The sequence below is a fragment of the Arenibacter sp. ARW7G5Y1 genome, from assembly GCF_003201775.1.
Taxonomy (GTDB): Bacteria; Bacteroidota; Bacteroidia; order Flavobacteriales; family Flavobacteriaceae; genus Arenibacter.
Genome location: NZ_QJJZ01000001.1, coordinates 610,907 through 627,405 on the forward strand (window position 1 = coordinate 610,907; position 16,499 = coordinate 627,405).

Annotated in this window: 9 protein-coding genes; 6 read left to right on the forward strand and 3 right to left on the reverse strand. The window is 40.4% G+C overall.

Features of this window, described 5'->3' with window-relative positions; translation table 11 throughout:
- Positions 1-47 precede the first annotated feature (47 nt).
- Positions 48-908: a hypothetical protein gene (locus tag C7972_RS02555; RefSeq protein ID WP_110354621.1), complete on the forward strand. Its 861-nt coding sequence runs from the start codon at positions 48-50 to the stop codon at positions 906-908.
- A 28-nt stretch (positions 909-936) separates the two neighbouring features.
- Here C7972_RS02555 and C7972_RS02560 read toward each other — a convergent pair whose 3' ends face one another.
- Positions 937-4,641, reverse strand: a complete 3,705-nt coding sequence (locus tag C7972_RS02560) for a metallophosphoesterase (RefSeq protein WP_258364753.1) — start codon at positions 4,639-4,641, stop codon at positions 937-939.
- Between the two features lie 54 nt (positions 4,642-4,695).
- Here C7972_RS02560 and C7972_RS02565 point away from each other — a divergent pair, with 54 nt between their 5' ends.
- Positions 4,696-5,886, forward strand: a complete 1,191-nt coding sequence (locus tag C7972_RS02565) for a Pycsar system effector family protein (protein ID WP_110354623.1) — start codon at positions 4,696-4,698, stop codon at positions 5,884-5,886.
- Positions 5,887-5,903: 17 nt separating this feature from the next.
- Here the strand turns inward: C7972_RS02565 and C7972_RS02570 are convergent, their stop codons facing one another.
- The gene (locus C7972_RS02570) at positions 5,904-8,273 is read right to left on the reverse strand and encodes a GAF domain-containing protein (protein ID WP_110354624.1); all 2,370 of its coding nucleotides are present in this window, start codon (positions 8,271-8,273) and stop codon (positions 5,904-5,906) included.
- Between the two features lie 208 nt (positions 8,274-8,481).
- Here C7972_RS02570 and C7972_RS02575 point away from each other — a divergent pair, with 208 nt between their 5' ends.
- Entirely contained in the window at positions 8,482-9,384 is a 903-nt protein-coding gene (locus C7972_RS02575; protein WP_110354625.1) for a metallophosphoesterase family protein, read from the forward strand.
- A 56-nt stretch (positions 9,385-9,440) separates the two neighbouring features.
- Here C7972_RS02575 and C7972_RS02580 read toward each other — a convergent pair whose 3' ends face one another.
- Positions 9,441-10,166 (reverse strand): energy transducer TonB, encoded by a 726-nt coding sequence (locus C7972_RS02580; RefSeq protein ID WP_110354626.1) that lies wholly within the window; start codon positions 10,164-10,166, stop codon positions 9,441-9,443.
- A gap of 364 nt (positions 10,167-10,530) precedes the next feature.
- Between C7972_RS02580 and C7972_RS02585 the strand changes: the two genes are divergently transcribed.
- The 3 genes from C7972_RS02585 (at position 10,531) to C7972_RS02595 (ending at position 16,499) form a co-directional block, all read left to right on the forward strand.
- Positions 10,531-12,081: a glycoside hydrolase family 32 protein gene (locus C7972_RS02585; RefSeq protein ID WP_110354627.1), complete on the forward strand. Its 1,551-nt coding sequence runs from the start codon at positions 10,531-10,533 to the stop codon at positions 12,079-12,081.
- 258 nt (positions 12,082-12,339) lie between these two features.
- Positions 12,340-13,422: an efflux RND transporter periplasmic adaptor subunit gene (locus C7972_RS02590; RefSeq protein ID WP_110354628.1), complete on the forward strand. Its 1,083-nt coding sequence runs from the start codon at positions 12,340-12,342 to the stop codon at positions 13,420-13,422.
- Positions 13,419-16,499, forward strand: a complete 3,081-nt coding sequence (locus tag C7972_RS02595) for an efflux RND transporter permease subunit (protein ID WP_110354629.1) — start codon at positions 13,419-13,421, stop codon at positions 16,497-16,499. The genes C7972_RS02590 and C7972_RS02595 overlap by 4 nt, the downstream gene beginning before the upstream one ends.

Here is a 16,499-nt window from a genome sequence, read left to right on the forward strand (position 1 = left end):
GGATTAAAATGCTGGCTGCCCACCAAAATAATTAAATTTTTATTGGGATGAAAAAATACCTGTTACTGTTGCTTTGGGGAACCATGGTTAGCTGTGCCAGTAATTATGGACAATTGACCTATGTAACCAAACTTCCCCATAAATTAACGGAGAATTCGGGTATGGTCCCTGCCAAGGATTCAACGGTTTGGTTCGTCCTGGATAGAGGTAATCCGGATAAAATTTATCAAGTGAATTATGAGGGAGACCTAATAAGGGAATTAAAAGTTAAGAATGCCAAAAATCACGATTGGGAAGATATGGCTAGGGATGAAAACGGCAATGTATTTATAGGGGATTTTGGCAATAATAGCAACGACAGGAAGAATTTGGCCATTTATAAAATTCCCGATCCCAATGCCGAGGAGGGAGATAATATTGAAGCGGTAAAGATTGAATTTAATTATCCTGAACAAAAAGACTTTCCTCCAAAAAAGAGCAAATTGCTCTTTGATGCAGAGTCATTTTTTTATTGCGATAGCAACTTCTATATCGTAACCAAGAATAGGACGCAACCTTTTAACGGGGAAGCTTTATTGTACAAAGTACCTGCAGAGGAAGGTAAACACAAAGCCCAATATTTAGGGTCGTTTGTTCCTCCAAAAGGAAAAGTAAACGGGCAGATAACCTCTGCCGACATTTCTCCTGATGGTAAGACCATAGTGTTGTTGGGCAATGGCACTTTATGGGTGTTTACAGATTTTGTTTTGGATAATTTCTTCGATAGTGGGACGCTAAAAACAATAGACTTGGGTGTCTATACGCAATTGGAATCCGTTTCTTTTATCAATAACGGCACCATACTGCTATCGGATGAGGAGTCAGGGAAAACTGGAAGAAATTTATATTCTTTTGTGTTGGACAACTAAACCGATTGCAAAAACTTACAGTACTGCATTAGAACCCAAAACCAAGGCCGAAGGAAAATCTTGGGCCGTCAACACTGTTGAACAAGGCTACCCTTGCTGTCATCACATCCGCGCCGTTAAGAAAAACCCCTCCGCCGTATGAGGTGTGCCATAGATCGGAATTTTCGTTGGGGGTCCAGACCCTGCCATAATCAAAACCACCATATATCCCCACGGTAACAGGTAATAATCCTGTTTTTAGACTTTTAAGGCTATATCTTAAGTCTGTGTTTTGGTAATAACTGGTCTTGCCGGAAAATCGTTGATTTCTAAAACCTCTTAGCCCATCTATCCCGCCAATGCTGGCTGCTTGGTAAAATTCGTAATCGTTCCCTAAATTAAAATGGGCTTTCCATCTAGTGGCGAGGACCAATTTGCCATTGGATACTAATTTATGATCAAAGGAAAGACTTGGAACAATATAGGCATAGGCCTGCCCCTTGTTCTCCAAACTGGCCTTGTATCCCATCTGTAATCCCGTGGCCATTCCTATGGTAGGGAAGGCGGCATTGTCTAAATTTTCATAGTTGTATTCCGCATCTACTCCAATAAAACTGTTTCTGTTCTCTTCTCCATTGGCTTGGTAGAAGGTGTTCACAAACCTATCTTCAGTTTCTTCCACTTCCAGACTTTCCAAGGAAATGCCAGTTCTGAATTTTGCCCCTAGCTGTCCTCGCCAAATCAAGGAGGGCGAAAAACGTAGGTTTTGAATTTTCACCCTATTGTAATCCATCTCCAAAGTGTCGTCGAAATTTTCGGTCTCATTCCCGATTCCAAAAAAGTTAATGCTAAAATTGGGGCTGGTAAAACGGGCAGCCAATTCCAAATTCCAGTTATCCAAAATGTGTGCAAACTCTCCTTTGTAGCCCAATTCGAAACCGTTGGTGGCAAAATAATAGGCAGCATTGTAATTGTGTTGGGTAGTAAAAGGGTTTTGTCGTAATCCATAAAAGGTGTTGCTAGCGTTAAAACCTAATTTCATTCCATCATCAGGATTAAATCCAAGGGTAGGTATTATCTGACGTGTGCTGTTCCTAAGCTTAAGCGGTTGATAAGTGTTGGTTTCGTAATCGTTGGTAAGTCTTAGCCTTGCTCCCTTAATATTCTTAAACGTGTTTTTTTTGGATCTATGGTCGTAAATCCAAGTATTGCTGCCCTCGGTGATATCATAAACATCGTTGTTTTGTCCGCCGATAAGTCTAATTTTGATCTTGTTGCCCTTGGTACCGACCACTTCAAAAATATCATCGTCATCCAGGCCGTAAATCCAGATTTCCTTGGTGATACTGTGGTTGAATTTCTTATGAAAGAATAGCTTAGCTTTTTTTTCGTCTATGTTTCTAAAAGCCTTGATCTCCACTTCTTGCTGGGACAAATTTTTAATTTCGAACCAATCGTCCTTATCGGTACCTTTTATGACAACATATTTGTTAAGTGCCAAAAAGTAATCATCTGCAATTTTCGGAAGGTTCTTGATCCTGGCTATAAGTATATTTTTTAAGTCAAGAATATTTTCATCCAAGATTTCTTGGGGCATGGCCCTAAATGCTTTATCTATTACAGCGGGGGTTAGGTTTTGCTGAATAAAACGGACCTCCTTTTCCCAATCTGCTTTTGTGGTTTCGGCCAATAAGGTTACATCCAGTCCGTAGGCACTCTTGTTAAAGGCCTCCACATTTCTTATGTCATTATTAAAACCTTCCATCATTTGTAGGGCTGGGATTATTCTTGTGGCAATACCCATCAGGGCCCCATCTCCCCAAATGGAATACACCTGGTCCCTATCCCTAGGGATGGCCTCAAAAATTATCTTCCCCGTTTCCTTATCCTTGACTTCGCCCCAACGCCATTGATCGTCATGCCTATCCCAATCACCCATTACCATATCGAACAAGCGGGTCCTTAAGTATCTATCAGTATTGACCACATATTTTTCGTCCCGTTTAATTTTATCGATCATGTCCCAGGTACTTTCAATTTTATTGGCATAACCAAAACTGCCCAAATCCCCATGACCATCGCCTACCTGTTCTTCCAATATGTAAAGTTCATCCCCAAATTCCCCATTAAATTCTGCTAAGGCCTGTTGTTTTGGGATGTAGTACAATTGGGGGTTGGTATGGTAGAGATCTATTGCATCTGAAAGTTCTCCCACGGTAAGAAGGCCATACGGCAGGGCCCCGGTATAAAAATCCATTAGAAGATCTTCCGTATAAGTTCCCTTGAATTCCCCAATTACATATTTTTCTTTAAAAGCCATAGCCTGTAGGTACACCTCGGCACTCTTTTTAACGGCCCTCATTACGTATTCCTTCCCATTTTTATCGGATAATCTCAAGGATTTGGATTGGTTGCCCCCGCCTTTACGGACAGGTTTTAACCCTCCGTACATAGTATCCAGCCTAAGGCTAGGGGCATTCACTTCCTTAGCGTAGTAATCCCTATACCTATCGCCCCAAATAGTTTTGAAAAATTTACTTTTTTTAATGGCTTGCTTGGAGTAAACAGATGCTTTTACCTCCTTTGGGAAATCTTTTTCGTTAAACACGTAATTCTCTTTTCTATCCGGGGGAAGTACCTGGGTGGAAAATAGAAGGTCGGGATTATTATTTTCCCCGACTCCAAAATAATTTACTTCGGAAGAGCCATCATTGTACACCTTTAATTCTGCAAAACCCATTCTTCCTGTAGAGAATTTAGAGCCGTTCAATAATCTGGTAGCCCCTTCTTTGGCCCCTGAACCACTTATGATCTGGGGGGTGTTGTCCTCCACTATATATTGAAGTGTATGTTCGTGTCCCGATGTCAATATTACTTTCTGCGAATACTGTGCTATGGTGACCAGACGATTTCTTAATTCCATATATCTCTTATTCTGTAGATCGGCATAGGAGGCACCACTGGTTTTTCTAATTAGGTTTGCAAAGGAACCCAGAACAGGGAAGGGAAATTTTCCGCCTGCAGGGTTTAAATGAAGTTTGGCCGAATACTGTCCGCCGTGGGGCCCGTAGCTGAACATGGGATGATGTAAGGCCAAAATGGTAGTCTTGTCCCTGTTTTTTTTGATAAGACTTTCCAATTCCTCAAAAAATGTTTCCCTATCCTTTATATCGCATTTGTCGTTCATATTGGGGTGTTTGTCCCAATTGGTCAAGTACCATTCCGTATCAATGGCTATGAGGACAATTTTGTCATTGATGTTTATTTTCTCTATAGGACACCCATCTTCAGGAAAAAAGACCTCTTTGCTATCCAATTTTTTCTGAATATATTTTTGTTGCCTTTCCAAGCCTTCCAAACCTTCACTGTACCAATCATGGTTTCCAGGAATGAATATAGGGTTCCCCTTAAATTGGGCCAAGGTCTCCAGTTGTGCATCCATGTTGTTTTTAGCTTCCAGATAGGCTTTGCTGGAATCCTTTTTGGGCATTCCGGCAGGGTAGATATTATCGCCCAAGAAGAGTGCAGTACTATTCTTGTTGGCCTTTTTTAAGGCTATTTGAAAAGCTTGTAGCGCTTCGCTCTTGTCATCCATGGCAGATTTCCCAGCATCCCCGATCAGATAAAAAGTATGTAGTAATTCGCTGTTGCTGGAAATATTCCTTCCAATGGCATCTTCCGTATATTTTGTTTTATATGTGGCGCAGCCAACCAATAGAAAAAGTATTACTATTATTAGGGAATGTTTCCTCATGTACATCTGTTTAGAAATCAAAATTTTGTAATTTGTGGACTATAATTCACTCTTATGTCGGAAATCCTCAAGAAAACTGAAAATTTTGTTGTCGATCTATTAGCTAATAAATTAGACACCAGTTATTTATATCACAATTTGAGTCATACCCAGCGGGTTGTTAAAAGTACTAAAGAATTATTGAATTTTTATAATTTGGGGGAGGAGGAAACCGAAATGCTATTATTGGCAGCTTGGTTACATGATACTGGCTATACCAAAGGTTCGGAGAATCACGAGGAGACTAGTTGTGGCATAGCCCGGGAGTTTTTATCAAGCCAGAATTATGATAAGAAGAAGATAGAAGGTATTTGTGGCCTTATTATGGCAACCAAGAGGTTCTATGAGCCCCAAAACCTACTGGAGGAAATTATTAGGGATGCCGATTGTTCCCATTTTGCGAAAAAGAGCTATATGGAAACTTCGGAGTTACTACGGGAAGAATTGGATATGTTGGGGTTGGCAACCTATACGCAAAAGGATTGGCGTGACGCAAACCTAAAGATGTTCCAAACGGAACAGCGATTTTATACGGATTATGCCCTTCAGAATTGGCAAGAGGAAAAGAATAAGAATATTAGGAGGCTCATTAAAGGGAAAAAAGCGGAGGAAAATTTAGCCAAAAAAGAAAAATTAAAGGCTAAATATAAAAGTGAAAGTCCAGATAGGGGAATACAGACCTTGTTTCGCGTAACTTTAAAAAATCACTTAATGCTCAGTGATATTGCTGACACCAAAGCCAATATCCTTCTTTCCGTAAATGCCATTATTATTTCTTTGGTGTTATCCAATCTTATTACCAAACTGGATAATCCTTCCAATAATTACCTAATCTACCCTACCTTAATCTTTGTTGTTTTTGGTGTAGTGTCCATGGTACTTGCTGTTCTTGCCACACGTCCCAATGTTACTCAAGGTGAATTTACCAAGGAAGATGTAAGGCAACGCAAAGTAAACTTATTGTTCTTTGGTAATTTTCACAAAATGAAATTGGAGGATTACCAATGGGCTATCAACGAGTTGGTACAGGACAAGGATTACATCTATTCCTCCTTGACCAAGGATTTGTATTATCTAGGACTGGTTTTGAACAGAAAGTACAAGATCCTGAGATGGACCTATTCTATTTTTATATTGGGAATGATTATTTCAGTGATTGCCTTTGTCGTTGCTTTTAAGTACTTTGGCCCGGATCGTGGTATATGACAAAACAGTAGAATGGCTTACTTGTTCAACTCTTGCATTAAGTCTTCGTAGGTATAGGTTCTGCCCTTTTCTATGTGGGACTTGTACAGAATGGAAGCCCTAATGGCCTTTAGGCCCGAAACCCCTTGAAGCCCTTCCAATTCAACTATTTCTACCTTTCCGCTAAAATAACCTTTGGATTTTAGGAATTTAATATAACGTAGGTATTCCAATTCATCCTTTTTCTGGGAATAAACTATAGCAATTTTGCCCGCTTGGGTCAATCTTTCATTGGTACCCTTAATGAAGGATTTATCAATTCGTTTTTTTATAATCTCGTACCTGGCATTGTAGGTGCCGTCTACGTCAAATCGTTTTTCATCCATTCTAAAACGAATGGATAATGAACCATTATATACCAGAATAAGTGATGCCACATTCAATTGTACCTGTAACTTGGATTTAAGGTCGTAATGCTTGTTTTCCATTTCGCAGATAACCTGCAACTGCCATAATCGGAGATTGTTGAGGTATAGTATATCGAACGCCCTTTCTCCCGTTATTGAATCACCTATGTACATGTTGTGTTCAACGCCATCGGTCTTGTACCGCTCAAAATAATGGGGATACATATCTTGCGCCTCTTCCTGTTTGCTGTCTATCACCAATGCCAACTTTTTGTTGATCAGCATTACGCTTTGATCATAATTTTTTCTATGGTCGTAATAGGAACCGGTTGTCACATCTATTTTATCCTCATAGGAAGCAATTAGATTTTGAATTTTGGTATCGGATTTTTTGATATGGGCGAACACAGGGTTTATTTCTTCTTTTACAAAATCGAAAATGGCTTGCTCGCTATTGGTATGTAGGATTTCTTTGATTTCATCAATGTGGTTGTCCACCCTGAACATAAGTTCTTCATAAATGGGCAATTTATATTTTTTCCAAACCTCGGTCATTATATTTTTAATTTCCGACAACTGGATCATGAGGTCCCTTTGAATAGCGGAATTTCTTTCTTGAGAGGAGTTTTGGATATCTACCTGCCCGTACAAAGGATATACTTCATCAAAGACAATTTCTTTAAAGGAAGGTTGCAACCCTTCTTGGTCTTCTTTTATAAAGCGCTTTGCCTCTTCCTTAAATTTCCAGTACACGGAAGGATGTACCGAAGTACATTCGTTCTGGATAACCGCATCGATTAAATTTTCTTCCTCTTCATGGGACCGCAACACCGCTGAAACAATATAGGGGACCACGTCATCCAATTTCTTGGCACTAACACTATTAAAGTCGTTAGCCTTGTCCGAGACCAATTCCAACACCCCCAATAATTGACCTTCCTTGGCAATGGGTGCCAAAAGGGCACTTTTAATCTTTTGTTCATATAGACCCTTGTAAGGGGGCATGCCCCCAGAGAGTTTATAATGTTTATCTACATCCGATATTACAAAGTAGTTATTTTGATCAATGAGTTTCCGATAGGATTCCTGACAAAGGGATTCATTGCAGGTCTCAACCAATTTATTTTGTAAAATAAAGCTTCGCATACCCATTATAGGGACAACCTCAAACTGCTTTTTAAGGGGATTATAAATGGAAAAACCAATGCGCATATTGGGCATCCCAAACAGCGATTTGAAGGTGTTCTCCACTCCCATAATGAAGTTGCCTTCACTTTTGTCATTGATTATTAGGCTCGATTTAATTTCCGAAATGGAATGTTCCGCGGTAACATCGAACATGTTCGATATTACGAAACCCTTACTGATGAAACTGTTGGGTGGAATTTTTTGTTTCCAGAGTTCTACATGTTCTATATTCTCCAAAAGCTCATTGGCGTCTTTCTCGGTTATTTTAGGGGGCTTGCCATTGGGTATGATTTCTATGAAATCGGCATTGTACAAAATCCTGTAATGTCTCATTACTCCCTTGGCATCCGGAATATCATAAAAAAATGGCCTTTTAAAATCGAACTTAAACCCGTAATAAAAGTTGAGGATTACCACACAGGCCATGATATAACTTACTTCTTCTTCCTGGTTCCTAATTTCCGGGGCAAAATTTGGTCCTGCCGCTTCCAAAATTTGTTCAAAACGTTTGCTGGAATTAAAGGTGATGTTGGTATAAGGGGTGGTAGCTGTTTTTATTTCATTGTTGGTAAGCACCGAGGAAAACAAATCCTGTAAAATAATTTGTATGACTTCTTTGTGTTTTTCCAATAGCGACATGTCCGTGAAACCATTGCGCAGTTCAGGAAAAGGTGCCTGTGCATTTAATATATACTTGGCTTTGGAGGCTGAAAATAAATCCTCGCTTTCTGCCATTTCATCATATTGCTTCAACAATTTGTCGAAGCTTATGTGATGTTCCAGCGGTGATATTTTATCCGTGAATCCCTTCATTGCTATTGTTAGTCCAAGTATTGAACGTAAAATTACAAAAGAAAATGCTTACTTTCATTTTTTGGTGAATTATGGAAAAGACTTCTTTTTTTAGGATATTTAACCTTTTAATTCCCGATGGATGAATTTTCTGGGAATATACACAAGGTTGTTTTGAGTAATCCCGACCTCCTAGACCTATAAAATATTTAACTTAATATAAAAAGAAATGTCCTCATTTACCAGATTATCCAGGGCCTACAAGAATGCCAAAATCCTGCCTTTTGACGATACTTCCAAAATTATAATGTTTAGTGATTGCCATAGGGGCGATAGTAGTTTCGCGGACGAATTTGCCAATAATCGAAATATTTATTTTCATGCATTAAGGTATTATCTTAATGAGGGCTTTACGTATTGTGAATTGGGGGACGGTGATGAGCTTTGGGAAAATCTTTCCTTTGATTCCATTTTTGCGGCACATAAAAATGTTTATAAACTTTTGAAGCAGTTCCATTTGGAAAAAAGGCTCCATATGATATGGGGGAATCATGACATGGTATACAAGGACCCGGCTTATGTAAAGAGCAACTTGTCATACTATTTTGAACCTATTGATGATTGCAACAAGGAATTGTTTGAGGATATTAACTATCACGAGGCTATAGTTTTAAAACATAAAGTTAGCGGGCAAGAATTATTATTGACCCATGGGCATCAGGCAGATTGGTGGAACTATACCTTTTGGCGTTGGGGCAGATTCCTGGTACGTGTACTTTGGAAACCTTTGCAGGTATGGGGCATTGCGGACCCTACGAGTCCTGCCAAAAATTACAAGGAACTTATCAAAATTGAAAGGCGTATAAAAAAATGGATCATGGCGCATAACGGGTTGTTGACCATAGTGGGCCATACCCACAGGCCACGTTTTCCCGTCCCTGGTGATATTCCTTTTTTTAATGACGGAAGCTGTGTACATCCCCGTAGCATTACAGGGCTGGAAATTCAGAAAGGGACCATCGCCCTTATTAAATGGGAAATAGCTACCAAGGATGACGGAACTTTGCAGATCGTCAGGGTTTTATTGGAAGGACCACAACAGTTGAGCAATTATGCCATGGAGAAATCTTAAACTATCTATTCCCATAGAATTTAGTGTATAAAATAAGGGTGGGTTCTATGTCCCAATTATTGTAGTCTAAAGGTAATTGGGATTGTATAGGGAACCTTAACAGCCCTTCCCCTTTGCTTGCCAGGTGTCATTTGTGGTAAGGCGGCTATTATCCGGTGGGCTTCCTTTTCCAACATTTTGTCAGGCCCCCGGGTTTTAATATTCGTTATATAACCGGTATTGTCTATAATAAATTGTACATATACCTTGCCTTCAATACCCAATTCCACTGCAACATCGGGATAGGTAAATTGTTTCATAATGTGCTCTTGAATTTTTTTCTGAAAGCAAGCTTTCTGGGCTTCGTTGGAGGTTTCCTTACATCCAGGAAAAACGGGAACGTTTTCTATCACGGCGAAGGGCACTTCAATATCTTCCTCTTCTTCCTCCACTACTGCTATATCTTCGACCATTAAGGTAACCTCCTCTACTATTGTTTCCTGATTTATTTCTGTACTTTGAATCACCGTTTCCTCTATTTCTGCCACATCCTCTACAATTTCAATAACTTCTGGGGCTGCTGGTGGGGGCGGGGGCGGAGGTAAGTTTGAGGTTTCTACAACAGGTACTTTTTCCTCCAAATAATCTGTTACAGTCAACTGCTCAATGGCTGTATTTTCTTTGGGGTACGTTTTTAACTCCAACGCCCGCCATACTACAAATAGTACTATTACAAGGCCAATTACAAAGAAAAGTCCACTTTTTCTGTTTAAATCTGCCCTAGGATATTTTTTTGGTTCCATGACACAGTATTTTAATACATAAGTTAACCAGTAATTAGGTAAATTCATATGACTTATATCAGTTTTGCCAATATTTTTCTATACAATTTTTCGTAGCTGAATGAATTGTTCGTGGGGTGAAATGGACCCTTATTAAGAGGCTATTTTATTTTGCCTGGGCCATAGGGAGTTTTAATAAGTCTTGGATAATTGGTCACGAAGAAATTTTTCACCATTTCTCAGGAATAATAATTATCCCAACTTGCGATTGCATGTGCCAACGGGCACCTTGTTGGGTACTGGGAACAAATTTGTGAAGTGAACGTTTCAGGTTGGGCATATTTTCGTTATTTTTAATGAAAATGTAGCATTGAAAAAATATAATATGAAGTTGTTTTGGGTTGTTTTGGGATTGGCACTTTTGTCGTGCAAGGGTGAGAACAAGGTAAGGTCGGTGAAAGTTGATGAGGCCGAATTGGGACTTTATCAGGATGCCCATCGTCCGCAATTTCATTTTACACCAGCGGAAAAATGGATGAACGATCCTAATGGATTGGTGTACAATCAAGGCGTGTACCATCTATTTTATCAATATTATCCTGAAGATATTGTTTGGGGTCCCATGCATTGGGGTCATGCAATAAGCAAGGATATGGTGTATTGGGAAAATAAGCCGATAGCTTTATTCCCTGATGAGCACGGCTATATTTTCTCGGGAAGTGCTGTGGTGGATACCGATAATTCTTCCGGTTTAGGTAGTTTGGGCAATCCTCCCTTGGTGGCCGTATTTACCTATCACGATCCGGTAGGTGAAAAAGCGGGTAAAGATGACTTTCAGACCCAGGGGATTGCCTATAGTTTGGATAATGGGGAAACTTGGTCTAAATATGAAGGTAATCCCGTTATAGAAAATGAAGGAATAAGGGATTTTAGAGATCCCAAAGTCTTTTGGAATAATAAAACGGGCAATTGGACCATGTTATTGGTGGCGGGAGACCATCTCCAAATTTGGCAATCCCCGGATCTAAAGGATTGGGAGAAGGTGAGTGAGTTTGGGAAGGAACAAGGCGCTCATGGTGGAGTTTGGGAATGTCCGGATTTATTTCCATTAAAGGTGGAAGGCACTGACTTGGAAAAATGGGTACTCCTGATCAGCATTAACCCAGGGGCTCCCAACGGAGGCAGTGGAACCCAATATTTTGTTGGGGATTTTGATGGTAGGGTATTTACTAGCGACCAAAAGGAACATAAATGGATAGATTGGGGTGCGGATAATTATGCAGGGGTAACCTATAACAATGCACCCAACAATGACCGAATTTTTATTGGTTGGATGAGCAATTGGGCCTACGCCCAAGAGACTCCTACTGAAAAATGGCGTAGTGCCATGACGCTGCCCAGAAAACTTAGTCTGCACCAAATAAATGATGGGTTTCAATTGTTCAACTATCCACTGCAAAGTGTCGATAAAATCAGGGATTCAGGGACCCAAGTTGATATCTTTATAGATGCCCAATCGGATAAGTCGCTAACTTTTGATCATTTTAATAGTTCCGAAGTAAAATTCAAGACCAGTTCAAAAGCGTTCAGGCTGGACTTTCAAAATAGTTTGGGCGAGAATTTTAATGTGATCCTGGATGCTGAAAATCAACAATTTATTTTAGATAGGTCCCGATCTGGAAAAGTTGATTTTGATGGGGATTTTGCCCAAAATGTTCAGACTATGCCAATCCCCGATATGCCTAGTGAAGATTATGAAGTACGTATCCTGATGGATTGGTCCTCGGTGGAAATTTTTATAAACGGTGGGCAATATGTAATGACCTCCCAGATCTTTCCAAACGAATTTTACCGGACCTTGATGATCTCCAATCCAACGGATATGGAATTGGAATTGGATGAATTTACAATAAGCCCCTTAAAGTCTATCTGGTAGGGGCACATAAAGTACTCCCTTGCCGATCCTTCCTTTGGCCTATGATATCAATATTTATAGATTTGAAATAACGCTTGTTATTAATCATAAACACGCCTTGTGTTTTTTTGTTTTATAGGAAACATCAGGGACAATTATTTGATTTTATGTTAATCACTGTTAAATAAAGTTTAACTATTCTTAAAAATAAGTCATAAGAATTAGATTTGTTAGAGTCTTGTTAATGTTTTTGCAATTGGTTGTTATCTCCAGAAAATTATGAAAATAAAATACATCGTTTATACTATAATGCTAATTGGCTTGGGAGGTTTGATAACCTATCGTATTATGCAAAATAGTGAGGCAGGTAAATCAAGTAGTGCGGCCACCAATAGAACGGTCCCAATGGTTTCTGGAATGATTCTTCGTCCCCAAGTGTTTAATGATAATATTTCCCTTTCGGGTACCTTGGAGGCCAATGAGCAAATTGAGATACGAAGTGAGGTGTCCGGTGTTGTTGAAAGCATCAATTTTGTGGAAGGTAGCAAGGTTTCTCAAGGGCAGGTGTTGTTCCGGGTGAACGATATTGAATTGCAGGCTCAATTGTCCAAAGTACGGACCGCCCAAAAACTGGCCGCAGAAAATGAAAGACGGGCAAAGCTTCTGTTGGAAAAGCAGGCCATAAGCCAAGAGGAATATGATATTGCAAGCGCCGATTTCCAATCCGCCAGTGCAGAATCGGAATTGATATCCGCACAATTATCAAAAGCAACGGTTCGTGCCCCGTTTTCTGGTATAATAGGACTTCGTTCCATTTCGAAAGGGACCTATGTTAGTCCGGAAACTGCCGTAGCCAAATTGGTGAATACCGACCAGCTAAAGATTACGTTTTCCATTCCTGAAAAATACGCCGCACAAATAAAAGTGGGTACTTCCTTCACTTTCACAACGGCCAATTCCAGGGAAGAATATAGTGCAAAAATATATGCGATTGAACCAGAAGTAGAGGTTGCCACAAGAACCTTAAAAATGAGGGCAACGGCCGAAAATCCTGGGGGTAAACTTTTTCCAGGCGCTTTTGCCAATGTAATACTGCCCTTGGAAACGGTGAATGATGCCTTATTGGTGCCCAGTGAATCTTTGATTCCAGTTCAGAATGGCAAGAAAATATTTATTGTGGAGAATGGCCTGGCCAAGGAGATGGATGTGGAAATAGGAGCTAGGACGGGAAGTTCTGTAAGAATCGTATCTGGGTTAAAGGCTGGGGATACTGTCTTAACGTATGGTGTAATGGCCTTGAAGAATGGTTCACCCGTAAAAGTACTGTTAAAGGAAAACGAACCAATGACTGTGGCACAATGAATCTATCAACCATAAGCATAAAGCGTCCGGTACTAACTATAGTGATGAATCTTACAATAATTCTATTTGGAATTATTGGCTTCAATTATTTGGGTGTACGGGAATTCCCTTCCATAGATCCAGCTCAAGTATCGGTTCGTACAAATTATTCAGGGGCAAATGCCGATATTATAGAATCGCAGATTACCGAACCCTTGGAAAAGGCTATTAATTCAATTGACGGTATAAGAAACCTTACATCCTCCAGTATTCAGGGGTCCAGTTCCATAAGTATAGAGTTTAATCTTGATAAAAACCTGGAAGATGCAGCCAACGATGTCCGCGATAAGGTTTCACAAGCCGTACGAAGTCTGCCCGATGATCTGGATGCGCCTCCAGTAGTTTCAAAATCGGATGCCGATGCGGATAGAATTCTTTCGATGACCATTCAGAGCGATGGAAAAAACATACTGGAACTTTCGGATTATGCCGAAAATGTGATATCCCAAAGAATAGAGACCATACCAGGGGTAAGCAGTGTTCAAATATGGGGACAGCGCCGGTATGCAATGCGTTTGTGGATAGACCCTTTTAAACTGGCGTCCTACGGTCTAACGGTTGCGGATGTGCGCCAAGCCTTGTTGGCCCAGAACGTAGAGCTGCCATCGGGCAAATTAACAGGTGATAATACCGAAATAACGGTAAAAACCATTGGTAACCTAAATACTGAGGACGGTTTCAACAATATTATTATCAGGGCCGATGGCGAAAAATTGGTGCGGCTAAGCGATATAGGCAGGGCCTCTTTGGAGGGCGAGAACATGGAAACCAAGATGAGCGATTCAGGTCAGCCCATGGTCGCTATCGCGGTAGTGCCACAGCCGGGTACAAATTACCTTGAAATTGCCGATAGATTTTACCTTGAGTACGAAAAGCTTAAAAAGGATCTGCCCGAAGGTTTCAAATTAAACATTGTAATAGATGACACTGTATTTGTTAGAAAGGCGGTTACAGAGGTTGCTGAAACACTTTTAATATCCATTATCTTGGTTATCCTGGTCATTTACCTATTTTTTAGAAATTGGTCAATGGCACTACGCCCATTGGTGGATATACCGGTATCCTTGATAGCCACATTCTTTATTATGTGGTTGTTCGGATTTTCTATCAATGTCCTAACACTTTTGGCCATCGTGCTTGCTACAGGGCTCGTTGTAGACGACGGAATTGTGGTAACCGAAAATATATATAAAAAGGTGGAGGCCGGGATGAGTCCGATCGAGGCAGCTATAAAAGGATCCAACGAAATTTTCTTTGCGGTCATTTCAATATCCATTACCCTCGCAGCGGTTTTTCTTCCTGTTATTTTTCTGGAAGGTTTTGTAGGGAGATTATTTAGGGAATTTGGGGTTGTCCTGGGAGCGGCAGTACTGGTGTCGGCATTTGTTTCCCTGACCCTGACCCCAATGCTCAATGCCTATCTAATTAAACCCGGTAAGCAGAGCCATTCAAAATTTTACAATTTTACGGAACGGTATTTTGTAAAAATGAATGAATCCTATGCGGCTTCACTTCGTGTTTTTATGAAAAGAAAATGGTTGAGTTTTCCAATATTGTTGGCATGTATTGGGCTTATTGCCCTTTTCTATGGCCTACTCCAAAAGGAAACGGCGCCTTATGACGACCGTAGTTTTATTCGGCTCAGTGTAACTGCCCCTGAAGGATCATCTTATGAATATATGGATCGTTTAATGGATGACATCACCGATCTAATTAACGATTCTGTTCCGGAAAAGAAAGTGAGTTTGGTACTTACGTCTCCCGGTTTTGGTACATCTGCCGTGAACAGCGGAAGAGCAAATATTGCTCTGGTAGACCCAACGGAACGGAATCGATCACAAAAGGAAATTGCAGATGATCTTGCTATATGGGCCAAATCTTATGTGGGTGGCAAATCCAATGTATCCGAAAGGCCCACCATAGCTGTAAATCGGCGTGGAGGCCCTCCTATACAGTATATTATCCAAGCCCAAAATTTTAAAAAGCTGGAGGAGAAGATTCCTGAGTTTATGCAGGAAGCCGAAAAAAACGAAACCTTTTCCTTTACAGACGTAAACCTGAAATTTGATAAGCCCGAACTTTATGTTACCATCAATAGGGAAAAAGCGGAAAGTCTGGGCGTATCCGTTTTGGATGTAGCGCAAACATTGCAATTGTCCCTCAGCGGTCAACGGTTTGGCTATTTTTTAATGAACGGGAAACAGTATCAGGTTATAGGCCAATTCGATAAAAAGGACCGAGACGCCCCATTGGACCTTACTTCCATTTTTGTAAAAAATAGTGATGGCCTGTTGATTCAATTGGACAATCTGGTATCGACCACGGAACACAGTAGTCCGCCCCAATTGTTTCACAACAATAGGTATATGTCGGCAACAGTCTCTGCAAATTTGGCACCAGGAAAGAGTCTAAGTGATGGCATAGATGCCATGGAAGAAATAAGGGAGAAAGTACTGGATGATAGCTTTACTACGGATTTAGGAGGTGAATCCAGAGATTTTGTAGAGAGCAGTTCCAATACCTTGTTTGCATTCGGTCTTGCCCTCTTGCTTATCTTTCTCATATTGGCCGCCCAATTTGAAAGTTTTATAGACCCTATAATTATAATTTTAACGGTTCCAATGGCGGTAGCCGGGGCCATGTTCTCCTTGTGGCTTTTTGGACAGACTTGGAATATTTTCAGCCAAATAGGCACCATTATGCTCATTGGCCTGGTTACCAAAAACGGAATTTTAATCGTGGAATTCGCCAACCAACTTAGGGAGGAGGGTATGTCTAAAATGGAGGCCATTTTAAAAGCCTCGGAATCCCGGTTGCGGCCCATTCTTATGACCAGTCTAACCATTGCCCTAGGAGCCATGCCAATTGCACTTTCTTTAGGGGCTGCCTCTGCCAGTCGTATCGGTATGGGGGTAGTTATAATTGGAGGAACCATGTTCTCTTTGGTACTAACTTTATTTGTTATTCCAGCTTTGTACTTCTTGTGGTCTAGGGAGAGAAAGCAGCATCCGGAGTTTAAAGCCTTAGAAGCCCATTAA

Coding starts and splice junctions, on each gene's coding strand:
- C7972_RS02575 (WP_110354625.1), top strand. CDS start 8,482: ATGTCCTCATTTACCAGATTATCCAGGGCCTACAAGAATGCCAAAATC.
- C7972_RS02555 (WP_110354621.1), top strand. CDS start 48: ATGAAAAAATACCTGTTACTGTTGCTTTGGGGAACCATGGTTAGCTGT.
- C7972_RS02580 (WP_110354626.1), bottom strand. CDS start 10,166: ATGGAACCAAAAAAATATCCTAGGGCAGATTTAAACAGAAAAAGTGGA.
- C7972_RS02560 (WP_258364753.1), bottom strand. CDS start 4,641: ATGAGGAAACATTCCCTAATAATAGTAATACTTTTTCTATTGGTTGGC.
- C7972_RS02595 (WP_110354629.1), top strand. CDS start 13,419: ATGAATCTATCAACCATAAGCATAAAGCGTCCGGTACTAACTATAGTG.
- C7972_RS02565 (WP_110354623.1), top strand. CDS start 4,696: ATGTCGGAAATCCTCAAGAAAACTGAAAATTTTGTTGTCGATCTATTA.
- C7972_RS02590 (WP_110354628.1), top strand. CDS start 12,340: ATGAAAATAAAATACATCGTTTATACTATAATGCTAATTGGCTTGGGA.
- C7972_RS02585 (WP_110354627.1), top strand. CDS start 10,531: ATGAAGTTGTTTTGGGTTGTTTTGGGATTGGCACTTTTGTCGTGCAAG.
- C7972_RS02570 (WP_110354624.1), bottom strand. CDS start 8,273: ATGAAGGGATTCACGGATAAAATATCACCGCTGGAACATCACATAAGC.